The following is a 23,219-nucleotide window of genomic DNA, read 5'->3' as shown; positions in this document are numbered from 1 at the left end:
AACGGCCTGGATTTGGAGGGATATGCTTAAGCAGGCTCTATGCCCGTACTCATTGCGGCCGCCTCATACTACCGGTTGTTGCTGGAGTCAACGAAACAGTTAAGAAAACCGGAATCTGGGGGCAAAAGCCCGCTGATAGCCGGGATATCGGGGATAAATATGGGCGATTGATGGGGTTGTGGTCAAGCGCTCCAAACGATCAGGCCGAGACCTTGGCCATCGCCTTTTTCTCTCTTCGGCGCTGAACGGAGGAGGCGATATTCATCGCTTCGCGGTATTTCGCCACAGTCCTGCGGGCGATATCGACGCCTCCCTTTTTCAGGAGATCGACGATATCGTCATCCGAAAGGACAGCCTCCGGGCTTTCCAGCACGATCATGTTGCGGATGCGATGACGCACGGATTCCGCCGAGTGGCTGTCGCCGCCTTCTGCCGAGCCGATCGAGACGGTGAAGAAGTATTTCAGTTCGAACAGTCCGCGCGGCGTCAGCATATATTTGTTCGAGGTCACGCGGCTGACGGTCGATTCATGCATCTTGATGGCATCGGCGACAGTTTTCAGGTTCAGCGGCCGCAGATGATCGACGCCGTTGATCAGGAAGGCATCCTGCTGACGCACGATCTCGGTCGCCACCTTCATGATCGTCTTGGCGCGCTGGTCGAGGCTGCGGGTCAGCCAGTTGGCGGTCTGCAGGCAGTCGGTCAGGAAGGCATGGTCAGCGCTGTTCTTCGGCGCATGACGCGAGACCGTCGCGTAATAGGTCTGGTTGACGAGAACGCGCGGGAGTGCGTCGGGATTGAGTTCCACCGCCCAGCTGCCGTCCTGCGCCGGACGCACGACGATATCCGGCATTATCGCCTCCGAAGGGCTTGCCTCGAAACCGGTGCCGGGTTTGGGGTCGAGCTTGCGGATTTCCGCAAGCATGTCGAGGAGGTCTTCCTCATCGACGCCGCAGATCCGCTTCAGGCTGGCAAAGTCGCGCCGGGCGAGCAGTTCCAGATTGTCGAGCAGTGCCGCCATGGCCGGGTCGAGCCGGTCGCGCGCGCGCAGCTGGATGGCCAGGCACTCGCTGAGTGTGCGGGCAAAAACCCCCGGCGGGTCGAGCTGCTGCAGGCTGTCAAGCACCCGCGCCACATCCACAGTTGCACAGCCAAGGCGTTCGGCCATCTCCACAATGTCGGCGTGCAGATAGCCGGCTTCGTCAAGCTGATCGATCAGGTGCTGGGCGATCAGCAAGTCAGCGGCGCCATGCACGCTAAAGGGAACCTGCTCGTTGAGAAAATCGCGCAGCGTCACGCGGTTGGCGACGAAATCATCGAGGTCGTAACCGTCGCTGCTCTCCTCGCCGCCGCCGGGCATGGATTTCCACTGGCTCAGCAATTCCGGCGCATCGGCGCGCTGCGGTGCTGTGTCGTCGGGAAAGACATTTTCGAAATTGGCGTCGAGCTGTTCGCTCATCCGTTCGCCGGTCGCAGACGTCGCGCTGTCGTAAACGTCGCCCAGGGGATCGAATGTCGCGGCCTCTGCGTTGTCCCGGTCGCTGCGTTCGTCCTGGGTGATATGCAGGTCGTCCTTGCCGTGCCGGTCCGGACCGGTGGGCGAGTCGTCATTGGCCGCGAATTCCAGCAGGGGGTTTTTCTCGACTTCGAGCTCGATGAACTGGTTCAGTTCGAAATGCGTCATCTGCAGCAGCTGTATCGACTGCATCAGTTGCGGCGTCATGGCCAGAGTCTGGCTTTGACGCAGGAAGAGGCTGGCTGAAAGTGCCATTCTGACGCAAAACTCCCCTTGATGATCGGAGCCGGCTCTCATCTTTTGAGGGGGTGAAAATGCCAGTTCGTCAACTGGCCCAAAAATTGCTTATTAATGAGGTTTGGTCAAGCGACAACGGGAAATAAGGTGAATATCGAAAGCGCAGCGCATTTTATGTGCAATGATCGTCTCATATGAGCGAAATGCGCAAATCCTGCCTTGATCGAAGGCTCTCCGCCGCGGACTGCAAAAGGTCATCTGCCGCTCGGAAAAAATGCCGCATCGCAGCATTTTCGGCCAGGCAAAATTTGCGCAATTCCGATTGGTCGTCAAGAGAAACCTGTCCCGGAAGCGGCAGATTTTTGCCTGCCGCCGCCGGTATCGTTTACCATGTGGCCGGGTAGGGGTGTTAAAGGCTGAAATTGTCGCCGAGATAGAGGCGGCGGACGTCCGGGTTGGTGACGATATCGTTGGCCCGCCCATGTGTGAGCACTTCGCCGGCATGGATGATATAGGCACGGTCGATCAGGCCGAGTGTTTCACGAACATTGTGGTCGGTGATCAGGACGCCGATGCCGCGCGAGGTCAGGTGCCGCACCAGCGCCTGGATATCGGCAACCGAAATCGGATCGACGCCGGCAAAGGGTTCGTCGAGCAGCATGAAGGTGGGGTCGGTTGCCAGCGCGCGGGCAATTTCCAGGCGCCGCCGCTCGCCGCCGGAAAGTGCCACAGCCGGCGATTTGCGTAAGTGGGAAATGTTGAACTCGTTGAGGAGTTCATTGAGCTTGCTTTCGCGCCGCTCCCGGTTCTTGTCGTGGACCTCAAGGACTGCGCGAATGTTGTCTTCAACGGTCAAGCCGCGAAAGATCGAGGCTTCCTGCGGCAGATAGCCGACGCCAAGGCGGGCGCGGCGATACATCGGCATTGACGTGACATCATTGCCGTTGATCTCGATCGAGCCCTCATCAACCGGTACAAGGCCGGTGATCATGTAAAAACAGGTCGTCTTGCCTGCGCCGTTGGGCCCAAGCAGGCCGACGGCTTCGCCGCGGCGGACCACAAGCGACACACCGTCCACGACCCGGCGCCCACGATAGGCCTTCGTCAAGCCGCGCGCGATCAGCGTGCCCTCATAGCGCGCCTTGTCGACGGCGCGGGCAGGCGCGGCGGCTTCAGGTTTGGCGCCCCGTTTGCGTTTGTGAAGAAAGGGAATGTTCACGTGGGCGTCTGCATCAATTCGTTTTCTGGGACTTCGGGTCGAGCTGAATCTGGACGCGGCCGCCGCAGGCCTCGAGCTGTGCCTCGCCAGTATCCATCTGGACGTTCAACTGGCAGCCGCTAAAGACGTTCTTGCCTTCCGACAGAACGACCTGTTTGCCCTTCAGCACCAGCGTCTGCGCCGTCATGTTGAATTCACCGGTGTCTGCGGTCGCCTGCTGGGTTCCCGATTGCAGGAATACCTTCTGATCGACTTCGATACGATCGATCTCGGCATTGCCGCCGGAAATCGAGCCGCCGCCCTTTTTATAGAAAACCACCATTTTGCCGGCCTGCAGCGTCGTCGTTCCCTGAACGACCTTCACATTGCCGGTGAACATGGCCTTGCTTTCCGCGTCCTTGATTTCCAGCTTGTCGCTTTCGATCTGGATCGGTTCATCGTTGGAAAGCTGCATGCCCTTCATCTTGCTCGTCGTCGCCTGGGCGGCGGCAGGAGACAGGGAAGCGCTGGCAAAAAGGCTCAAGAGAATAACTGTTCCGGCAAGCCGAAAGGAAAAGGCTGAAGTGGCCGACATATGTGCCCCGGTTTTCTAGTTGGCGGTTTTACGGATGGTTTTGGGGTCAACGACGACCTTCACCATGCCTTCAAATGTAACAATGCGTCCCTTATCCGTCATTCTCAGCGACTGTGCAACAATGGAACCGCCCTTCATGCTGATTGCAATCGGCTTCTTCGTTTCCATCTCGCCCGCATTGATATCAAGATAGGCCGCTTCGAAATCGGCGATGAGCCCATTATTCATGGTAATGCTGAAGGGGGCGTTCATATCCAGCGTGTTGCGCCCGCGATCGTAAATGCCGCTGATCGCCTCGACGGTGGCGACCAGGGTGTCGTTGACGGGCATTTCCGCATGGATCGTCTCAAGGGTGATGATGTCCGGATTGGCAATATCCTGCAGCGCCCGCTTCGCCTTCATCGAATAGCTGATGTCCTGCTTGTTGCGCCCGGAAATCGCCGGGTTCTGCATGACGATCTTGCCGTTCTCGATCGTCGCGTTCTCGATCGTCAGGTTTTCCGGCAGGAAAGCGCGCACTACGGAAACGGCCACGAAAACGCCGCCGATCAAAACGGCGACGAGAGGCAGGATGATCTTCAGCCGCTTGACCCGGCGTGAATGGCGCGCCGCGACCGAATAGGCGTCGGCGAGGGTCGGCCCCGAATGCGGCAGGGCGCCGGAAAACTGCACTTCATTCAGCATGAAATAAATCCGTTATTCAAAATACATCGCCGCGCAAAGGCGCGTGCGCCGTGCGTTCCAGATGATGTGAGTGAGCGCGAATATGGAGATTTTTTTGTTCCGCGACAATGGAGGCGCGAATTTTGTTCAGAACGGGTTACAACGCGGCCGCGCTGACGCTATTGAATTATGCGTTTCGTTGAAGGGGCGATGTGTCCCTATGCCCCTGAACAGGAGGAAAGATCATGGATCAGCTTGCCATCGCCGACCGGCGCCACCTTCGGCGAAAGCTCGGTTTCTGGCGGCTTGTGTCCATCGCTCTCGTGCTCTGCGCGGGCATTGCCGCCTATTTCTATTCCGGTGCGGGCGGGATGGGTGGCCTCGGCCAGCCGCATATCGCCCGTGTCAATATTTCCGGCATCATCCAGGATGACCGCGAACTGCTGGAGCGGCTGAACACCATTGCCGAGACCGACGCGGTAAAGGCGCTGGTCGTCACCATTTCCTCGCCGGGCGGCACCACCTATGGCGGCGAAGTGCTGTTCAAGGCCATCCGCAAGGTCGCGGCGAAGAAGCCGGTTGCTTCCGACGTGCGGACCCTGGCTGCCTCTGCCGGCTATATGATCGCGCTTGCCGGCGACCGCATCGTGGCCGGGGATAGCTCGATCACCGGTTCCATCGGCGTGATCTTCCAGTATCCGCAGTTCAAGACCCTGATGGACAAGATCGGCGTGTCGCTTGAGGAAATCAAATCCGCACCGCTGAAGGCCGAACCGTCGCCGTTCCATCCGCCGAGCGAAGACGCCAAGGCAGTGATCCAGGCGATGATCGATGACAGCTTTGGCTGGTTTGTCGATCTGGTTGCCGACCGGCGGAAAATGCCGCGCGACGAGGCCCTCAAGCTTGCCGATGGACGCATCTTTACCGGCCGCCAGGCGCTCAAGCTCAACCTGATCGATGAACTGGGTGGCGATGACGAAATCCGCGCCTTCCTCGATAGCCGCAAGGTTGGCAAGGAACTGGACGTTATCGAATGGAAAGCACCAAGTTCGTCCTTGCCGTTCGGGCTCGGATCGGCCGCCGCCGCTCTGGTCAAATCCTTGGGATATGACGCTTTTCCGGGTTTTGGAGCGCTCGAAAATTTGGGCCGGGACAAGTTGTTTCTTGACGGTCTGGTTTCCGTTTGGCAGGTTGGCGGCGACTGAAAAGACGCGACGGCCTTTTGCATGCCGATTTTGATAGCTTGAAAATGGCGTGCAAGCTTGCACAAGAGGTGGACAAGGACGTCAGATGGGCTTAACGCTTTAAGATCACACGGAAATTCACAACAGGGGGCGACAGTGATCAAGTCAGAACTGGTGCAGATTGTTGCGGCGCGCAATCCGCATCTCTATCACCGTGACGTCGAAAATATCGTCAATGCGGTTCTCGATGAGATCACAGATGCCCTGGCGGGCGGAAACCGGGTCGAATTACGCGGTTTTGGCGCGTTTTCGGTGAAAAACCGGCCTTCGCGATCCGGCCGCAACCCGCGCACCGGCGACAGCGTGTTCGTCGAGGAAAAATGGGTTCCCTTCTTCAAAACCGGCAAGGAATTGCGCGAGCGCCTTAATCCTGGCGCCGATGACGAAGATGATGAATGAGACGTGGTGATCTGCCCGGTGCTTGAATGCGTCGGGCAGGCGGCATGACGGAGACACGGAATGATGATGAAGAAGCTGTTGAATATCGTGGTGCTGGTTCCGGTCGCCATCATCCTGATCGTGCTGTCGGTCGCCAACCGGCAAACGGTGACGCTGGCTCTCAATCCGTTCAATCCCGCCGACAGCGTCCTGTCGGCCTCGGCACCGTTCTTCGTCTTCCTGTTTCTCGCGGTGATCTTCGGCATGGTCGTCGGTTCGCTGACCACCTGGTTTACGCAGGGCAAATACCGCAAGCGGGCCCGCAACGAGGCGCATGAAGCGGTGAAATGGCATGCGGAAGCCGAAAAGCACCGCACCCGCGCCGAAACCATCGCCTCGCAGACGCTGCTTCCGGCCTCTTCTAAATAAGTGCTGCCATAAAATCGCTGCCCAGGCCTATCGTGTCGCTTAGGCCAGCGCCGCCTTGCTGAAATCCGAGAAAAACTTCGCCGCATGCTTGCTGGCGCTTGAGCCGACAAGGCGCGATCCCAGGTGCGCGAGCTTGCCGCCGATTTCCGCACTGGCGTCATAGGCAAGGATGGTCTCTTCGCCGTCAGCCGTGAGCGTTACATCGGCGCGGCCTCTTGCAAGCCCGGCGATACCGCCGGCACTTTCGCCGCTCAGCGTATAACTGTGCGGCGCATCGACATTCGACAGCGTGATATTGCCGGAAAAGGTCATCGGGATCGGTCCGATCCTGACTTTGAGCGTTGCGGTGAAGTCTGTGGCCGATAGGCGTTCGATCGCCGTGCAGCCGGGGATGCAACCTTTAAGGACATCAGGATCGTTGAGTGCCGCCCAGACGAGGTCGCGGGGTGCAGCGATACGTTCTTCGCCCTTCATTTCCACTAGCGTTCTCTCCTTACGGCTGCGGCACGATTGTATCTCAGATAGGAAACAGCTTTGCCAACAGAAAGAGCGGTGCTATTTGCAGCCTTTGAACCATGACAGCTGACGGACGAAACCGCGTGAAAGATAAAGATAGACGGCCAAAGGGCAAAGCCGCACCGGCAACGTCGTCGCGCGGCGTGCAGGGCCGTGCCGTACAGGCACCGGTTAGCCGGACGCCGCAACCCAAATCCCAGGCGCCGCGCAACGGCGACAGCCGCTCTGCGGCCAAAGCTGCACCGGAAAAGATGTCATCGAAGCCGGCAGCGTCGGAGCCCGCGCCGCGCGCCGAGGTGCGTATCCGCACCGGCGCCAAGCCGGACGAGCGCATCCCGATCATTCTCGAAACCAAGGGTGCGCGGGACTATCACCTGATCGACAGCGGTGACGGCCTCAAGCTTGAACAATATGGCCCTTACCGGATCGTCCGCCCCGAAGCGCAGGCGCTTTGGCCAAAGACGCTGCCTACGCATGTCTGGGAGAACGCCGATTCGATTTTCACCGGCGATACCGATGAAGACGGCATGGGGCGCTGGCGCTTCCCGAGGCAGGCGCTTGGCGAGACCTGGCCGATGCAGATCCTCGATGCCGAATTCTACGGTCGCTTCACCGCGTTTCGCCACGTCGGCGTCTTTCCGGAACAGCTGGCGCACTGGAGCTGGATGAAGGATCAGATCGAGAGGGCAGGCCGTCCGCTGAAGGTGCTGAACCTGTTCGGCTATACCGGTGTCGCCTCGCTGATCGCGGCCAAGGCCGGCGCTGAGGTCACCCATGTCGATGCCTCCAAGAAGGCGATCGGCTGGGCACGCGAAAACCAGGCTCTTGGACGCGCCGACCATCTGCCGATCCGCTGGATCTGCGAAGATGCGATGAAATTCATCCAGCGCGAGGAGCGCCGCGGCAGCCGCTACGACATCATCCTTACCGATCCGCCGAAATTCGGCCGTGGCCCCAATGGCGAGGTCTGGCAGCTCTTCGATCACCTCGCGTTGATGCTCGACATCTGCCGCGAAATCCTGTCGACGGACGCCAAGGGTCTTGTGCTGACCGCCTATTCGATCCGCGCGAGTTTCTATTCCATCCACGAACTGATGCGCGAGACGATGCGCGGGCGCGGCGGCGCGGTGGAATCGGGCGAACTGATCCTGCGCGAAGGCGGTCTTGACGGCAACGAGCCGGGCCGCGCGCTCTCCACCTCTCTCTTTTCCCGTTGGGTGCCGAAATGAACGACTACAATCAGGGACCCCGGCGCGTTGGCCAGGTGAAGGAAGTCACCAGCCTTGCCAACCCGATCATCAAGGATATCAAGGCGCTCGCCAACAAGAAGGAGCGCGACGAAACCCGTTCCTTCATCGCCGAAGGCCTGAAGCTGGTCATCGATGCGCTGGACCTCGGCTGGACCATCAAGACGCTGGTCTATGCAAAGGCGGCCAAGGGCAAGTCACAGGTAGAGCAGGTGGCGCTGAAGACGGTCGCCACCGGCGGGCTCGTGCTTGAAGTCAGCGAGAAGGTGCTCTCCGCGATCACCCGCCGCGACAATCCGCAGATGGTCGTCGGTGTCTTCGAGCAGCGCTACGCCAATCTGCGCGACGTGAAGCCGGCGCTGGGCGAAACCTATGTGGCGCTCGACCGCGTCCGCGATCCCGGCAATCTCGGCACCATCATCCGCACTGCGGATGCGGCGGGTGCCTCCGGCGTCATCCTTATCGGCGAGACCACCGATCCGTTTTCGCTGGAAACGGTGCGTGCCACCATGGGCTCGGTGTTCGCCATGCCGCTCATGCGCGCCACTGTTGCCGAGTTCGTCAAATGGCAGAAGGCCGCCGGTGTGCAGCTTGCCGCCACCCACCTGGCCGGTGCCGTCGATTACCGCACCATCGACTACCGCAAGAAGCCGGTCGTTCTGCTGATGGGCAATGAACAGGCCGGGTTGCCAGCAGAACTTGCCAGGGAAGCGACGGCGCTTGCCCGCATTCCGCAGCAGGGCCGGGCCGATTCACTCAACCTGGCCATCGCCACCGGCATCATGCTGTTCGAGGCCCGCCGCCACCTGCTGACGCTGGACGATAGAACCTGATGGAAAAGACTGCCCTTTTTTCGCGCCCGGTGCCGGTGGCGATCCTGATTGTCGTCGCCGTCCTGCTTGATCAGGCGATCAAGGCAGCCGTCGAGCTTTGGTTGCCCTACGGCGAAAGCGTCGCTGTCCTGCCATTCCTGGCTCTGCACCGTGTCTACAATTACGGTGTCGCCTTTTCGCTTTTTTCGGGCGTCGAGCGCTGGGCCATCATCGGCCTGAGAATTGTCGTCGTGGCATTCGTCATCTGGCTCTGGCGCAAGACGCCGGCGGATCGTTTCCTGACACATCTCGGCTACGCGCTAATCATTGCTGGCGCCATCGGCAATGTGATCGATGGCCTGATCTTTGGCTACGTCATCGACTACGTGCTGTTTCACCTGCCGACATGGTCCTTCGCCGTCTTCAACCTCGCCGATAGTTTCATCACGATCGGGGCCGGCGCGATCATTCTCGATGAACTCCTGCATATGAAAAAGCAGGATCGCTAAAATCTTAGAGACCGGCTGAAGCCAATCAAAACGCTTGCCATGCTAGGCCAAGCGTCATGAGCGACCTGCCAAACCTGAGAAAACGGATTACTACCGAGTTCAGCGCCCCGACGCGGACGCTGAACAGCAGGCGTGCGTCCGATAAGCCTTTGGCCGATGATCCGCATTCGTTGGAACCGGAAGACGGTTTTGGTGGAGAAAAAGAGCGTTATCCGGCTCTGAAACCGGCCTTGGCCGGTGCCGGGCTTCTGGGTTCCGCCGCCATTCTGGGCACGGGCATCGATGCCGGGTTCTATTTGCTTTCGGCCGGTCTTGCCGTTGCCGGCGTGACCGGTGCCGTCCTGTTGCTCAAGGACTGGTACGGGTCCAGCATAAAGCCCGCAGCCAAGGGACGTGTGCGGGAAGAAAAAGCCAGCGATAGCCGCTGGGAGCGCAGCGAGACGTCGCAGCTTCTCTCCACCATCCACGATGCACTCGGCGATATCGCCATCATTCGCGAACCGGGCGGCAAGATCGTCCAGGCCAATTCGGTTTTTTGCCGGCTGACCGGGTGGTTGAAGCCGGAAGGGCGGACGTGCGAGGCGCTTGGGATCGAATTCGAACCGGCATCGGCCCCCGATCGCTACCGCGTCCGCATCATGACCGATGCGGGGGCAAAAATATTCGACTGGCATGACGTGATCGCCCGCGAGCCGGCAAGCGGTGCCTTCATGCTGCACAGTATCGCCCGCGACGTCACCGAGGAAAGCCGGATCGCCCGCGAAAGCGAAGAAGCGTGCCGCCGCGCCGAGCATGCGAGCCAGGCGAAGTCGCGATTGCTGGCGACCGTCAGCCACGAAATCCGCACGCCGCTGTCGGGCATTCTCGGGATGAGCCATCTGATCAGCCAGACGAGGCTGACGAGCGAGCAGAAGAACTATCTCGCTGGGATGCGCGAATCGGGTCATGCGCTGGTGCAACTGGTCGATGATCTGCTCGATTTCTCCTCGATCGAAGCCGGCCGGTTCCAATTGCGCCCGGCGCCGGAACCGTTGCGCGAAACAATCGAGAGCGTCGTCGAGATGCTGTCGCACCGGGCGCATGAAAAGGGCATCGAGATCGGCGCCACCATCGCTGCGGATGTGCCGGGCCTGATGGATTTCGATGCGGCCCGTCTGCGCCAGGTTCTGTTCAACGTCATTGGCAATGCGGTTAAATTCACCCATGCTGGCGGTGTGCTCGTCAGCGCCTCGCTGGAGCGCGAAACGATCGTCATCAGCATCGATGACAGCGGTCCTGGCATGACCGCTCAGGAACAGGCGCGGATATTCGACGAGTTCGAGCAAGCGGGCGCCAGCGCCCAGCGCGCCGGCGGCGCCGGCCTCGGCCTCGCCATCTCGCGGCGGATCATGGAAGAATATGGCGGCTCCCTGACGCTTTCCAGCGTTCCCGGCACAGGCAGCACATTTGAAATCCGCTTCCCCGCCCTCGGTTGCGATCTCGCCAACGCTTCGCTGGCCAGAAAAGATGTGCTGGCGATGTCCCGCGTGCTGGTCATGGCACCGGCCGGTCCGGCATCCGCAGCGCTTTCTGCAACGATCCGGACGCTCGGCGGCTTCTGCGAACGTGCCGAAACGATAGAGGATGCGCAGGCCGCCGCTGTGCGGGCGATGTCAAGGGGGATGCCGCTGACCGACATCATCGTCGACCATCGCCACGCCGCCCAGTTCCGCCGGCTGCTGGTGCAGATGCCCGGCCTCGAACAGCAAAAGCTGCGCAAGACCTATCTGATCAATCCGGAAGAGCGTAACGGCCGGCAGATCAATCAAATGGACGGTTACCATGCCTGGCTGATCAGGCCGCTGCGGGAGAAATCCCTGGTCGAGGTGCTGCGCGGCCGCATGAAAGGAATGGAAGTGCGCGACGCAATCAACGACAACCGCCCGATGTTGCGCGAGGTTCCCGCCCTGCGTGACAAGCCGGGCGAAGGCGGTTTGCTTCTGGCCGAGGATGATCCGATCAATGCTCTGATGGTGCGTTCCGTGCTGGAGCGGGCCGGCCACACCGTTCGGGTCGTCGATGATTTCGCAGCGCTTGCCGTCACCTTGTTCGATGCGCCGGCTGCCGTCCGTATCGCGCCGGAGCTGATCATCAGTGATCTGAATATGCCGGGCGGTGACGGGCTGTCGATGCTGGAGCGCCTGCGCCAACATGAGCGCCAGTCCGGTAGCAGACCCGTCCCGGTCATCATCCTGACGTCCGATACGCAACTCGACACGCGCCAGAAACTCATGGCTGCTGGAGCAAGCGCCGTGTTGTCCAAACCCGCCGATCCGAACGCGCTGACCGCCGAGATCAGTCGCCTGCTTGCTCCGTGATTTTGACTGTTTTCTTGACCCCCCGATGTCACTATCCTGTCGCAGAAACATGGTTTAAGCCGGAGAGGATTAAAGCGACTAGGATGACGTACGATGACAATCGAAACTCTGGATATGGTTGTGGCGGTTGAACAGCCGCAGACCCGTGTCCGGGGCGTCAATGCCCCGGCGCATGACATACTCGGCCGCATCGGCAACCTCGAGACACGGCTTGCCCGTAACGCCTCCGAGATCGATGCCGCGCAGGCCGTCCGCTACAAGGTCTTCGTCGAGGAGATGAAGGCGCAGATCCCGCAGGACGCCGATCGCCGCAAGCGCGACGCCGATGCGTGGGATCTGGTCTGCGATCACCTTCTGGTGCTCGATACGTCGATCGAGGGTGATCCGGAAGATCAGATCGTCGGAACCTATCGCCTGCTTCGTCAGGACGTCGCCGCCCGCACCGGCGGTTTCTATTCGGCTTCCGAGTTTTCGGTGGGGTCGCTTCTGGAGCGCCACCCGGACAAGAAGTTCATGGAACTCGGCCGGTCCTGCGTGCTGCCGGAATACCGCACCAAGCGCACAGTCGAGCTTCTCTGGCAGGGCAATTGGGCCTACGCACTGAAATACGGCGTCGATGCCATGTTCGGCTGCGGCTCGTTTCCGGGCGTCATTCCCGAAGAACACGCATTGGCGCTGTCCTTCCTGCATCACAACATGGTTGTTAGCGGCGAGTGGGACGTGTCTGCCCGTCCAGAACTGTACCGCACCATGGACCTGATGCCGGTCGAAGCCATCAACATGCGCAAGGCGCTTGCCGCTTTGCCGCCGCTGATAAAGGGCTATATGCGTCTTGGCGCCATGGTCGGTGATGGTGCCGTGGTCGATCACGCTTTCCGCACCACCGACGTGCTGATCGTTTTGCCGATCACCAATATTTCCGGCCGCTACCTGAACTATTACGGCGCCGACGCTGGCCGATTTGCAAGCTGAAGCGGTTTATACCGCTCAGCATTTTGCAATGCAGTTTACATGCAAGTGAGCGTTTTTGATCGGGCTTCCGATACTGTATAACACGTACTCAGATGTATTTTGATCAAGATCGGCATATCGCATAGAAAAGCCCGCCTCGGGTTTTCCGGGACGGGCTCCTTGCGTTTCAGAAGCGATGACTCAACTATTGGCGTTATGCGCCGCAAGTGCTGCCATGTTGACGATGTCAGAATCCTTGGCGGACATCGAGACGATCTGGACCGACTTGTCGAGACCGACGAGCATCGGGCCGATCACGGTCGAACCGCCGAGTTCCTGAAGCATCTTGGTCGAAATCGATGCGGAGTGGAACGCCGGCATGACCAGAACGTTGGCCGGGCCTGACAGGCGGCAGAACGGATACTGTTCCATCACCTTTGCATTGAGCGCCACATCGGCCGCCATCTCACCATCATATTCGAAATCGACACGGCGCTTGTCGAGCAGCTTGACCGCTTCGCGCACCCGCTCCGAACGTTCGCCGGAGGGATGGCCGAATGTCGAGTAAGCAAGAAGTGCGACGCGCGGCACATAGCCGAGCCGGCGGGCAAGGCCGGCTGCCTCTTCGGCGATATCGGCCAGTTCATCTGCAGACGGCATGTCGTGAACGGCAGTATCGGCAACCAGAACCGTCCGGCCCCGGCAGAGGGCCAGCGACACGCCGATCACCCGGTGGCCGGGCTTCGGATCGATACAGCGGCGAACATCCTCGAGCGCCGTGGAGTAGTTGCGGGTAATACCCGTCACCATGCCATCGGCATCGCCCAATGCCACCATGCACGCGGCAAAGTGATTGCGGTCGTTGTTGATCAGGCGCTGTGCGTCGCGAAACAAGTAGCCCTTCCGCTGCAGCCGGGCATAGAGATAGTCCGTATAGGCAGCGGTGCGCTTGGAAATGCGGGCGTTGACGAGCTGGATACCCGGCCGATCGAGATCGATGCCTTCACGCTCTGCCGTCTCACGCATCCGGTCCTCGCGGCCAAGCAGCATCGCTGTACCGAGTTCCTGATTGGCATAGGAGAGGGCTGCGCGCATCATCTGCACCTCCTCGCCTTCGGCAAAAACGATCCGCTTCGGCTGGCGGCGGACGCGCTCATAGATGCGCTGCAGCGTCGAGGCGATCGGGTCGCGCCGGGCCGACAGCTGCCGCCCATAGGCGGCCAGATCCGGTATCTGCTTGCGCGCAACGCCGCTTTCCATCGCAGCCTTGGCGACGGCAACCGGAATGGACGAGATCAGGCGTGGATCGAAAGGCACCGGAATGATGTATTGCGGGCCAAAACGGGGCCGGTTGCCCTGATACGCGGCGGCCACGTCGTCCGGGACGTCTTCCTTGGCAAGACTTGCCAGCGCCTGTGCCGCGGCAATCTTCATTTCCTCGTTGATCGTCGAGGCATGCACGTCGAGCGCACCGCGGAACATATAGGGAAAACACAGCACATTGTTGACTTGGTTTGGATAGTCGGATCGGCCGGTGGCCATGATCGCGTCGTCGCGAATGGCAGACACCTCCTCAGGCGTAATTTCCGGATCGGGATTGGCCATCGCAAAGATGATCGGCTTTTCCGCCATGGAGCGGATCATCGCCTCCGAGAAAGCACCCTTTTGCGATAGGCCGAGCACCACGTCCGCGCCATCCATTGCGTCCTCGAGCGTGCGCCGGTCGGTCTTGACCGCATGCGCGGACTTCCACTGGTTCATGCCTTCGGTGCGGCCCTGATAGATCACACCCTTCGTGTCGCACATGATGATGTTTTCGGGCGCAAAACCCATCGACTTGATGAGTTCGACGCAGGCAATCGCCGCTGCGCCTGCGCCATTGCAGACCAGTCGCGTCGTCTTGAGGTCGCGGCCTGTCAGCTGCAGTGCGTTGATCAGGCCTGCGGTTGCGATGATCGCCGTGCCGTGCTGGTCGTCATGGAAGACGGGGATATCCATGATTTCGCGCAGTTTCTGCTCGATGATGAAGCATTCCGGTGCCTTGATGTCCTCCAGATTGATACCCCCGAAGGAGGGGCCGAGGAACCGCACACAATTGATGAATTCGTCGGCATCTTCCGTATCGACTTCGAGATCGATCGAATCGACATCGGCGAAGCGTTTGAAGAGCACGGACTTGCCCTCCATCACCGGTTTCGAGGCCAGTGCCCCGAGATTGCCGAGGCCAAGGATGGCGGTGCCGTTGGAGATAACCGCGACCATATTGCCGCGGGTCGTATAGTCATAGGCCTTGGAAGGGTCAGCCGCGATCGCCTTGACCGGCACGGCGACACCCGGCGAATAGGCAAGCGACAGGTCGCGCTGCGTCGCCATCGGCTTGGTCGGCGAGATCTCCAGTTTTCCGGGCCGGCCCTGCGAGTGGAAATCGAGAGCTTCCTGGTCCGTTACGCTGGTTGCGCTGCGACTGGTCTTCTCATTTTCGGCCATGGGTCCTCCAACCTTTTGTGGGCGACGGCTCTCCACAGCCGCTTTGTTGTTGTCTTCTATAAACGCGCATGGATAGTGTGGCACCACTTTTTTAGGACCAGCATGACTTTTGTGACCGAGCAAATCACCCGCCCTCCCGAGGTTCTCACCGCCGCCCAACTGGCGACGGAGGAAAGCCGCGCCACGGCCACGCCGATGATGGAACAGTTCATCGAGATAAAGGCGAACAATCCGGATTCGATCCTGTTTTACCGGATGGGCGATTTCTACGAGCTGTTCTTCCAGGATGCGGTCGAGGCGTCACGGGCGCTCGGCATCACGTTGACCCGGCGCGGCCAGCATCTTGGCCAGGATATCCCGATGTGCGGCGTGCCGGTCCATGCGGCCGACGATTATCTGCAGAAGCTGATCGGTCTCGGCTTCCGTGTCGCCGTCTGCGAACAGGTCGAAGACCCGGCGGACGCGAAGAAACGCGGCGGAAAATCGGTCGTCAAACGCGATGTCGTGCGCCTCGTCACGCCGGGCACGATCACCGAAGACAAATTGCTGTCGCCATTCGAATCCAACTATCTGATGGCGCTTGCCCGCATTCGCGGCGGCAGTGAGCCGGCTATCGCGCTCGCCTGGATCGACATTTCCACCGGCGTATTCCGGCTGTCCGAAACCACCGAAACGCGGCTGCTGGCCGATATCCTGCGCATCGAGCCGCGCGAACTGATCCTGGCCGACACGGTCTTCCATGACCCGGAGATGCGCCCGGTCATCGATATTCTCGGCCGCGTCGCGGTTCCGCAGCCGGCCGTGCTGTTCGATAGCGCCACGGCGGAAAACCGCGTCACGCGCTATTATGGCGTCAAGACACTGGACGGCTTCGGCAGCTTTTCGCGCGCTGAACTCGCGGCTGCGTCTGCCGCGATCTCCTATGTCGAAAAGACCCAGTTTGCCGAACGCCCGCCTCTGGGCGCGCCGGAGCGCGAAAGTGCCGCTTCGACGCTGTTCATCGACCCTGCCACCCGCACCAATCTCGAACTGGTGAAAACCCAGTCCGGCGATCGCAATGGCACGTTGTTGAAAGCACTGGATCGTACCATGACTGGCGGCGGTGCCCGGCTGCTCGCCGAGCGGCTGATGTCGCCGCTGACCGATCCCGTGCGGATCAACGCCCGGCTCGATTCCATCTCGGCTCTTGCCGACCAGCCATCGTTTTGCAGCGACCTGCGGGCCGCGCTGAAACACGTACCGGACATGCCGCGCGCCCTGTCGCGCCTGTCGCTCGGCCGTGGCGGACCGCGTGATCTCGGCAGCATTCTTGCGGGATGTCAGTCTGCAATCGAAGTTGCCGGCCTGCTTGGCCGTGGCGATCTTTCCGAGGAATTGGGTGCCGCACGTCAAGCGGTCAGCGCGCTGCCGCAGGATATGGTCGCAGAACTGGCGGCCATTCTCGGCGACGAACTGCCTTTGTTGAAACGCGACGGCGGCTTCCTGCGCGATGGCGCCAGCCCGGAACTCGACGAGATGCGGGCGCTGCGCGACCAGTCCCGCCGGGTGATCGCTGGCCTGCAGCTCGATTATGCCGAGGAAACCGGCATCAAGTCGCTGAAGATCAAATACAACAATGTGCTTGGCTATTTCATCGAGGTGACCCAGGGCAACGCCGGTCCGATGACCGATAGCCCGGAGGCCAAGGCCCGTTATATCCATCGCCAGACCATGGCCAATGCCATGCGCTTCACCACGACGGAACTCTCCGATCTCGAAACCAAGATCGCCAATGCAGCCGACCGGGCGCTGACCATCGAGCTCGAAGCCTTCGACAGGCTGTCGGCCATGGTCGTGGCGCAAGCCGAAGCGATCAAGGCGGCAGCGCTCGCGCTGGCCGTCGTGGACGTGTCGGCAGGTCTGGCAACGCTTGCCGAAGAGCAGGCCTATTGCCGTCCGCTGGTCGATATGTCGAAAATGTTCGCCATCGATGGCGGCCGCCACCCGGTCGTCGAGCAGGCGCTGCGGCGCCAGTCGGGTGCAGCCTTTGTCGCCAATGCCTGCGATCTGTCGCCGCATGACGGCGAGGGCGATGGGGCGATCTGGCTTTTGACCGGCCCCAACATGGGCGGTAAATCGACGTTCCTGCGCCAGAACGCGCTGATCGCCATTATGGCGCAGATGGGGGCGTTCGTCCCCGCAACATCGGCTCACATCGGCATCGTTGACCGGCTGTTCTCGCGCGTCGGCGCGTCCGATGATCTGGCCCGTGGCCGCTCGACCTTCATGGTCGAAATGGTCGAGACGGCGGCGATCCTCAATCAGGCGACGGATCGTTCGCTTGTTATCCTTGACGAAATCGGCCGCGGTACCGCCACCTTTGACGGCCTGTCGATTGCCTGGGCCTCGGTCGAGCATCTGCATGAGGGCAACCGTTGCCGTGGATTGTTTGCCACACATTTCCACGAATTGACGGTCCTGTCCGAAAAGCTCGAGCGCCTGTCGAATGCCACCATGCGGGTGAAGGAATGGGATGGCGACGTCATCTTCCTGCACGAAGTCGGCCCCGGTGCTGCCGATCGGTCGTATGGCATTCAGGTCGCCCGTCTTGCCGGTCTGCCAGCCTCCGTCGTTGCGCGTGCCAAGGATGTGCTGGCAAAGCTCGAAGATGCCGACCGCAAGAACCCGGCCAGCCAGTTGATCGACGACCTGCCGCTGTTCCAGGTGGCCATCCGCCGCGAGGAGCGCGTCAAGGCCGGCCCGTCGAAGGTCGAGGAGGCTTTGAAAAGCCTCAATCCCGATGATATGACGCCACGAGAGGCCATGGATGCGCTTTACGCGCTGAAGAAACAACTTGGCAATTCTTGACCGCTAGAGTCCTGTCCATTCTCGGACAAAAGGTCTATAGCGCATGCAAAAGCAGCGGCTCGATGAGTCCGCCGGACAGGAAGACGGTCGGCATTTGATGACCATACATGAGACGTCATTTCCCGATATCCTGAATGTCGCAGCGCTGAGAGCCAAGTGCAGTTTCATCGCTTCTGCGCATGCGGAACACCGCGACATGATGCGTCAGGCGCTGCTCGCGGCGTTCAAGCAGGCCAATCTGGCCGGCCGTGAAAAGGCCCATGAGCTGTTGCTCAAGGATGGCAGCGGGCTGAAATGCGCCGAGCGGATTTCCTGGCTGCAAGATCAGCTGATCACAGTTCTGCATGATTTCGTCCTTAACGAGGTTTTCAACGCCGCCAACGCGCAGCCCTGGACCCGCATCGCCGTCACCGCCGTCGGCGGTTATGGCCGCGGCACGCTGGCGCCGGGGTCGGATATCGATCTTCTCTTCCTGCTGCCGGTGAAGAAGGCGGTCTGGGCCGAGCCCGCCATCGAGTTCATGCTCTATATCCTGTGGGATCTCGGCTTCAAGGTCGGCCATGCCACGCGGACGATCGAGGAGTGCATCCGGCTGTCGCGCGGCGACATGACCATCCGCACGGCGATCCTCGAAACCCGCTATGTCTGCGGCTCGAAGGAGCTGGCCGACGAGCTGGAGACCCGCTTCGACAGCGAGATTGTCAAGAACACCGGGCCCGATTTCATCGCCGCCAAGCTTGCCGAACGCGATGAGCGCCACCGCAAGGCCGGCGACACGCGTTATCTGGTCGAGCCGAACGTCAAGGAAGGCAAGGGCGGCCTGCGTGACATCCACACGCTGTTCTGGATCGCCAAATATTTCTACCGGGTGAAGGATTCGGCCGATCTGATCAAGCTCGGCGTGCTGTCGCGCCAGGAATATCAGCTCTTCCAGAAAGCCGACGATTTCCTCTGGGCTGTGCGCTGCCATATGCACTTTTTGACCGGCAAGGCGGAAGAACGGCTGTCCTTCGATATCCAGCGCGAGATTGCCGAAAGCCTCGGTTACCACGACCACCCGGGCATGACCGCCGTCGAGCGTTTCATGAAGCACTATTTTTTGGTCGCCAAGAGTGTCGGCGATCTCACCCGCATCTTCTGCGCAGCACTGGAAGACCAGCAGGCTAAGCAGCTTCCGGGATTTACTGCCGCTCTCAGCCGCTTCACCCACCGCATCCGCAAGATCGCCGGCACCCTGGAATTCGTCGATGATGGCGGCCGTATCGCGCTGGCAAGCCCGGATATTTTCAAGCGCGACCCGATAAACCTGATCCGCATCTTCCATGTGGCTGATATCAACGGCTTGGAGTTCCATCCCGCCGCCTTGAAGCAGGTCACCCGGTCGCTTGGCCTGATCACTCCTGCGGTGCGCGACAATGAAGAAGCCAACCGCCTCTTCATGTCGATGCTGACCTCGCGCCGCGACCCGGAGCTGATTCTGAGGCGGATGAACGAGGCCGGCGTGCTCGGCCGCTTCATTCCGGAATTCGGCAAGATCGTCTCGCTGATGCAGTTCAACATGTATCACCACTATACCGTCGACGAGCATCTGCTGCGCGCCGTCGACGTGCTGTCCAGGATCGACCAGGGCCGTGACGAGGAACTGCATCCGCTCGCCGTCAAGCTGATGCCGGGCGTCGAGGATCGCACCGCCTTGTTCGTTGCTGTCCTTCTGCATGACGTCGCCAAGGGCCGCCCGGAAGATCACTCGACCGCCGGTGCCAAGGTGGCCCGAAAGCTCTGCCCGCGCTTTGGCATGACGCCCAAGCAGACCGAAACGGTCGCGTGGTTGATCGAAGAGCATCTGACCATGTCGATGGTCGCACAGACGCGTGACCTCAACGACCGCAAGACGATTATCGATTTTGCCGAAAAGGTCCAATCGCTCGATCGCCTGAAAATGCTTTTGATCCTGACCATCGCCGATATCCGCGCCGTCGGCCCCGGCGTCTGGAACGGCTGGAAGGGCCAGCTGCTGCGCACGCTGTACTACGAGACTGAACTGCTTTTGTCCGGCGGCTTTTCCGATCTGCCGCGCAAGGAGCGTGCGGCGCATTCGGCCGACGTGCTGTTCGAGGCTCTGTCCGACTGGAGCCAGAAGGACCGCAAGACCTATACCAAGCTGCACTATCAGCCTTATCTTTTGTCGGTGCCGCTCGAAGACCAGTTGCGCCACGCCCGCTTCATCCGCGAAGCCGACAAGACCGGCCGTGCTTTGGCGACGATGGTCCGCACGCACCAATTCCACGCCATCACCGAGATCACCATCCTGTCGCCGGACCATCCGCGTCTGCTTGCGGTCATCGCGGGCGCCTGTGCCGCCGCCGGGGCCAATATCGTCGATGCGCAGATTTTCACCACATCCGACGGCCGGGCTCTGGATACGATCCTGATCACCCGCGAGTTTCCGGTCGATGACGACGAGATGCGCCGGGCGGCGAATATCGGCAAGATGATCGAGGATGTGCTGTCGGGCAAGAAGCGCCTGCCGGAAGTGATTGCCAGCCGCACGAAGCACCGCAAGCGCAACAAGGCCTTCACGGTGCCGCCGGCCGTCACCATCAGCAACAGCCTGTCGAACAAGTTCACCGTCATCGAGGTCGAGTGCCTCGATCGCACCGGCCTGTTGTCCGAAGTCACCGCCGTGCTCTCCGATCTGTCGCTCGATATCGCCTCGGCGCATATCACCACTTTTGGGGAGAAGGTCATCGATACGTTCTATGTCACCGATCTTGTCGGCCAGAAGATCACCAATGAAGCCCGGCAGAGCAATACCGTCGCGCGGCTGAAGGCCGTGATGTCGGACGAGGCGGACGAAATGCGTGACCGCATGCCCTCCGGCATGATCGCGCCGCAGCACACGCGCTCCGTCACCGGTGCGAAAAAATCCAAGGCAGAATCATGAGCCTCGTCAAGAAATTCATGACCGTCGGCGGCGCCACGCTCGGCAGCCGCATCTTCGGTTTTGCTCGTGAAATGCTGATGGCGGCGGCACTTGGAACCGGCCCGATGGCCGATGTCTTTTATGCGGCGTTCCGGTTCCCCAACCTGTTCCGCCGCCTCTTTGCCGAAGGCGCCTTCAACGCCGCCTTCGTGCCGCTGTTTTCCAAGGAGATTGAAGCCAACGGCACGGATGGCGCCAAGCGTTTTTCCGAGGAAGTGTTCGGCGTGCTGTTCACAGTGCTGCTGTTGATCACCATCGCGATGGAGCTGTCGATGCCGCTTCTGGTGCGCTTCGTCATCGCGCCGGGTTTTGCCGATGATGCCGAGAAATCAGCTCTGACCGTGCGCATGGCGATGGTGATGTTCCCCTATCTCATGTGCATGTCGCTGACCGCGATGATGAGCGGCATGCTGAATTCGCTGCACCATTTCTTTGCCGCCGCCGTCGCGCCGATTTTCCTCAACGTCGTGATGATCGGTGCCCTGTTTTACGCGCTCTACACGGGAGCCGATCCACTCGCGACCGCCTGGTATCTGTCCTGGGGCGTCATGATGGCAGGCGTGCTGCAGCTTGGGGTCGTCTATCTCGGCGTCCTTCACGCCGGCATGAGCATCGGCCTCAAGTTTCCCCGCATCACGCCCAACGTCAAACGCCTGTTGATCCTGGCGGTCCCCGCCGCCATCACCGGCGGCATCACCCAGATCAATCAACTGATCGGCCAGGCGATCGCCTCGGCTCAGGATGGCGCCATCGCCGCCCTGCAATATGCCGACCGCATCTATCAGCTTCCGCTTGGCGTCGTCGGGGTCGCTGTCGGCGTCGTGCTGCTACCGGAACTGTCGCGCGCGCTGAAGGGCGGCCATTTGCGCGAAGCCGGGAACCTGCAGAACCGGTCCATCGAGTTCGTGCTGTTTCTGACCATTCCGGCTGCCATCGCCCTGTGGATCCTCTCTGATGAGATCATTCGGGTGCTGTTTGAACGCGGCGCTTTCCATGCCGGCAACACCGCCGTCGTCGGCTCCATCCTTGCCATCTACGGTATCGGCCTGCCGGCCTTCGTGCTGATCAAGGCGCTGCAGCCGGGTTTTTACGCGCGCGAGGATACCAAGACACCGATGCGGTTCTCGGCCGTTGCCGTTGCGGCCAATTGCGCTCTGGCAATCACGCTGTTTCCCCGCCTCGGTGCACCGGGAATCGCGGTTGCCGAAGCCACAGCCGGCTGGATCAGCACGGTCCTGCTCTTCGTCACGCTGCTGCGGCGCGGGCATCTGACGTGGGAATGGGCGCTGCTGCGCCGCACGGTATTGCTGATCGTTGCCGCGTCGATCATGGGTGGTATTCTCTATTATCTGCGAAGTATCTTTGCCGTCTCGCTGGCGTCAGGGTCGCCGTTCTGGACGAAGCTGGGCGCGCTTGGCATTCTGATCGGCGTCTCGATGGTCGTCTATTTCGCTGTCGCCTTTCTGATCGGCGGAGCGGATCTGTCGATGATCCGGCGTAACATCAAGCGCAAGGGCGCTGCCAATACACCACCGCCGCCAACCGATACATGAAGCCCTGCGGCAGGCTTCAGGCGCGCTTTCCCGAACGGCGCTTGGCGCTGAGGAAATGACGTTTCGACTTGCCGCAATAGGCCCATTGGCGTTTAGGACCGGTATCGACATGAATGATACCGTTACAATAGCGGCCGATGCCGCCGATGCCTGGTGCTGTTTTCGCCGCCGCGATGATTGCGCTATCCGAAATGCCGGATACACGGATATCCGCTGCCTGGCAAAACCGGTGCATCGAGCCGGAACGATGCGAGCGCGGCCGGTGGCCGGAGGTGACAAGCGGCCGGCGCCCGGTTTTTACGGCGATATGCGCCAGAATGCCCTCGAGGCGCGGTGAAAAGCAGCCGGTTCTGACCGATACGGTCTGGACGGCATAGGCCGTTGTTCTGCTGTGTACGGGAAGCCTCACTTTACGCGGACGGTCGTCCTTGGCTTCGGCGATGGCAGAACTGGAAATGGCGAGCAGGCACGCAAGAGCGAGCGATAAGAAGTTACGCATGACAATCCCCTTGGCACGGCCCCGCTCAGTGTCCCTTTTGGACCGGGGTCATGCGAATGTCGGTTCGCCGCGCCATTGGTGTGCGCAGTACAGCAGAATGAGCTCGGCCTAAGAACCTGGTTGTGGTGACGGATTGGCAAATTCATCCGAAATGCAGCAATTTTATGAAATTTTGTTCTTGTAGCTCTAAAGAGCTAT

At 60.6% G+C, this 23,219-nt stretch carries 18 protein-coding genes; 11 read left to right on the top strand and 7 right to left on the bottom strand.

Translation table 11 applies throughout. The features are described 5' to 3' along the window. Window positions 1-199: 199 nt before the first annotated feature. From rpoN to lptC, 4 genes are all read right to left on the bottom strand, one after another. Window positions 200-1,723, bottom strand: coding sequence for an RNA polymerase factor sigma-54 (gene rpoN / locus ACP7E0_RS09935; protein WP_426124935.1), 1,524 nt, complete (start codon window positions 1,721-1,723; stop codon window positions 200-202). 439 nt (window positions 1,724-2,162) lie between these two features. Next, window positions 2,163-2,972: an LPS export ABC transporter ATP-binding protein gene (gene lptB, locus ACP7E0_RS09930; RefSeq protein ID WP_426124627.1), complete on the bottom strand. Its 810-nt coding sequence runs from the start codon at window positions 2,970-2,972 to the stop codon at window positions 2,163-2,165. 13 nt (window positions 2,973-2,985) lie between these two features. Beyond that, complete coding sequence (locus ACP7E0_RS09925) at window positions 2,986-3,546, bottom strand: LptA/OstA family protein (protein WP_113313959.1); 561 nt, start codon at window positions 3,544-3,546, stop codon at window positions 2,986-2,988. Between the two features lie 15 nt (window positions 3,547-3,561). Then, window positions 3,562-4,230, bottom strand: a complete 669-nt coding sequence (gene lptC, locus ACP7E0_RS09920) for an LPS export ABC transporter periplasmic protein LptC (protein WP_426124624.1) — start codon at window positions 4,228-4,230, stop codon at window positions 3,562-3,564. 224 nt (window positions 4,231-4,454) lie between these two features. Between lptC and sppA the strand changes: the two genes are divergently transcribed. The 3 genes from sppA (at window position 4,455) to ACP7E0_RS09905 (ending at window position 6,260) form a co-directional block, all read left to right on the top strand. Then, window positions 4,455-5,414, top strand: coding sequence for a signal peptide peptidase SppA (sppA, locus tag ACP7E0_RS09915; RefSeq protein WP_426124622.1), 960 nt, complete (start codon window positions 4,455-4,457; stop codon window positions 5,412-5,414). A 57-nt stretch (window positions 5,415-5,471) separates the two neighbouring features. Further along, on the top strand, window positions 5,472-5,852 hold the full coding sequence (locus ACP7E0_RS09910; RefSeq protein WP_426124620.1) for an integration host factor subunit beta: 381 nt from the start codon (window positions 5,472-5,474) through the stop codon (window positions 5,850-5,852). A gap of 63 nt (window positions 5,853-5,915) precedes the next feature. Beyond that, window positions 5,916-6,260, top strand: a complete 345-nt coding sequence (locus ACP7E0_RS09905; protein WP_426124934.1) for a DUF1049 domain-containing protein — start codon at window positions 5,916-5,918, stop codon at window positions 6,258-6,260. 39 nt (window positions 6,261-6,299) lie between these two features. Here ACP7E0_RS09905 and ACP7E0_RS09900 read toward each other — a convergent pair whose 3' ends face one another. Then, a complete protein-coding gene (locus ACP7E0_RS09900; protein WP_426124619.1) occupies window positions 6,300-6,740 on the bottom strand; it encodes a CoxG family protein in 441 nt (146 codons plus the stop codon). A 287-nt stretch (window positions 6,741-7,027) separates the two neighbouring features. Here ACP7E0_RS09900 and ACP7E0_RS09895 point away from each other — a divergent pair, with 287 nt between their 5' ends. The 5 genes from ACP7E0_RS09895 to ACP7E0_RS09875 all read left to right on the top strand — a co-directional run bounded on the left by ACP7E0_RS09895 (window position 7,028) and on the right by ACP7E0_RS09875 (window position 12,673). Next, complete coding sequence (locus ACP7E0_RS09895) at window positions 7,028-8,005, top strand: class I SAM-dependent methyltransferase (RefSeq protein ID WP_426124933.1); 978 nt, start codon at window positions 7,028-7,030, stop codon at window positions 8,003-8,005. Continuing rightward, window positions 8,002-8,856 carry a TrmH family RNA methyltransferase gene (locus tag ACP7E0_RS09890; protein ID WP_426124617.1) on the top strand — a complete coding sequence of 285 codons (855 nt, stop codon included), beginning with the start codon at window positions 8,002-8,004 and terminating at the stop codon, window positions 8,854-8,856. The genes ACP7E0_RS09895 and ACP7E0_RS09890 overlap by 4 nt, the downstream gene beginning before the upstream one ends. Next, a complete protein-coding gene (gene lspA / locus ACP7E0_RS09885) occupies window positions 8,856-9,344 on the top strand; it encodes a signal peptidase II (protein ID WP_426124615.1) in 489 nt (162 codons plus the stop codon). The genes ACP7E0_RS09890 and lspA overlap by 1 nt, the downstream gene beginning before the upstream one ends. Before the next feature lie 56 nt (window positions 9,345-9,400). Further along, the gene (locus tag ACP7E0_RS09880; RefSeq protein ID WP_426124613.1) at window positions 9,401-11,701 is read left to right on the top strand and encodes an ATP-binding protein; all 2,301 of its coding nucleotides are present in this window, start codon (window positions 9,401-9,403) and stop codon (window positions 11,699-11,701) included. 93 nt (window positions 11,702-11,794) lie between these two features. Next, window positions 11,795-12,673, top strand: a complete 879-nt coding sequence (locus ACP7E0_RS09875; RefSeq protein ID WP_426124611.1) for a GNAT family N-acetyltransferase — start codon at window positions 11,795-11,797, stop codon at window positions 12,671-12,673. Between the two features lie 180 nt (window positions 12,674-12,853). Here the strand turns inward: ACP7E0_RS09875 and ACP7E0_RS09870 are convergent, their stop codons facing one another. Next, the gene (locus ACP7E0_RS09870; RefSeq protein WP_426124609.1) at window positions 12,854-15,139 is read right to left on the bottom strand and encodes an NADP-dependent malic enzyme; all 2,286 of its coding nucleotides are present in this window, start codon (window positions 15,137-15,139) and stop codon (window positions 12,854-12,856) included. 102 nt (window positions 15,140-15,241) lie between these two features. On the opposite strand from ACP7E0_RS09870, the gene mutS reads away from it, so the two are divergent. From mutS to murJ, 3 genes are all read left to right on the top strand, one after another. Continuing rightward, window positions 15,242-17,986, top strand: coding sequence for a DNA mismatch repair protein MutS (mutS, locus tag ACP7E0_RS09865; protein ID WP_426124607.1), 2,745 nt, complete (start codon window positions 15,242-15,244; stop codon window positions 17,984-17,986). A gap of 97 nt (window positions 17,987-18,083) precedes the next feature. Continuing rightward, a complete protein-coding gene (locus ACP7E0_RS09860) occupies window positions 18,084-20,930 on the top strand; it encodes a [protein-PII] uridylyltransferase (RefSeq protein ID WP_426124605.1) in 2,847 nt (948 codons plus the stop codon). After that, window positions 20,927-22,522 carry a murein biosynthesis integral membrane protein MurJ gene (gene murJ, locus ACP7E0_RS09855; protein ID WP_426124603.1) on the top strand — a complete coding sequence of 532 codons (1,596 nt, stop codon included), beginning with the start codon at window positions 20,927-20,929 and terminating at the stop codon, window positions 22,520-22,522. Before ACP7E0_RS09860 ends, murJ begins: the two co-directional genes overlap by 4 nt. Window positions 22,523-22,538: 16 nt before the next feature. Here murJ and ACP7E0_RS09850 read toward each other — a convergent pair whose 3' ends face one another. Further along, window positions 22,539-23,021: a YcbK family protein gene (locus tag ACP7E0_RS09850; protein WP_426124601.1), complete on the bottom strand. Its 483-nt coding sequence runs from the start codon at window positions 23,019-23,021 to the stop codon at window positions 22,539-22,541. Between the last annotated feature and the right edge of the window lie 198 nt (window positions 23,022-23,219).

The organism is Pararhizobium sp. PWRC1-1, assembly GCF_049897905.1.
GTDB lineage: Bacteria > Pseudomonadota > Alphaproteobacteria > Rhizobiales > Rhizobiaceae > Pararhizobium.
This window is presented reverse-complemented; position numbering and strand designations above follow the sequence as displayed.

Excerpts from the sequence above, each read along its gene's own strand:
- rpoN (WP_426124935.1), bottom strand. The coding sequence starts at position 1,723 with ATGACGCCGCAACTGATGCAGTCGATACAGCTGCTGCAGATGACGCAT.
- ACP7E0_RS09925 (WP_113313959.1), bottom strand. The coding sequence starts at position 3,546 with ATGTCGGCCACTTCAGCCTTTTCCTTTCGGCTTGCCGGAACAGTTATT.
- lptC (WP_426124624.1), bottom strand. The coding sequence starts at position 4,230 with ATGCTGAATGAAGTGCAGTTTTCCGGCGCCCTGCCGCATTCGGGGCCG.
- sppA (WP_426124622.1), top strand. The coding sequence starts at position 4,455 with ATGGATCAGCTTGCCATCGCCGACCGGCGCCACCTTCGGCGAAAGCTC.
- ACP7E0_RS09905 (WP_426124934.1), top strand. The coding sequence starts at position 5,916 with ATGATGAAGAAGCTGTTGAATATCGTGGTGCTGGTTCCGGTCGCCATC.
- ACP7E0_RS09895 (WP_426124933.1), top strand. The coding sequence starts at position 7,028 with ATGTCATCGAAGCCGGCAGCGTCGGAGCCCGCGCCGCGCGCCGAGGTG.
- ACP7E0_RS09890 (WP_426124617.1), top strand. The coding sequence starts at position 8,002 with ATGAACGACTACAATCAGGGACCCCGGCGCGTTGGCCAGGTGAAGGAA.
- lspA (WP_426124615.1), top strand. The coding sequence starts at position 8,856 with ATGGAAAAGACTGCCCTTTTTTCGCGCCCGGTGCCGGTGGCGATCCTG.
- ACP7E0_RS09880 (WP_426124613.1), top strand. The coding sequence starts at position 9,401 with ATGAGCGACCTGCCAAACCTGAGAAAACGGATTACTACCGAGTTCAGC.
- ACP7E0_RS09875 (WP_426124611.1), top strand. The coding sequence starts at position 11,795 with ATGACAATCGAAACTCTGGATATGGTTGTGGCGGTTGAACAGCCGCAG.
- ACP7E0_RS09870 (WP_426124609.1), bottom strand. The coding sequence starts at position 15,139 with ATGGCCGAAAATGAGAAGACCAGTCGCAGCGCAACCAGCGTAACGGAC.
- mutS (WP_426124607.1), top strand. The coding sequence starts at position 15,242 with ATGACTTTTGTGACCGAGCAAATCACCCGCCCTCCCGAGGTTCTCACC.
- ACP7E0_RS09860 (WP_426124605.1), top strand. The coding sequence starts at position 18,084 with ATGACCATACATGAGACGTCATTTCCCGATATCCTGAATGTCGCAGCG.
- murJ (WP_426124603.1), top strand. The coding sequence starts at position 20,927 with ATGAGCCTCGTCAAGAAATTCATGACCGTCGGCGGCGCCACGCTCGGC.
- ACP7E0_RS09850 (WP_426124601.1), bottom strand. The coding sequence starts at position 23,021 with ATGCGTAACTTCTTATCGCTCGCTCTTGCGTGCCTGCTCGCCATTTCC.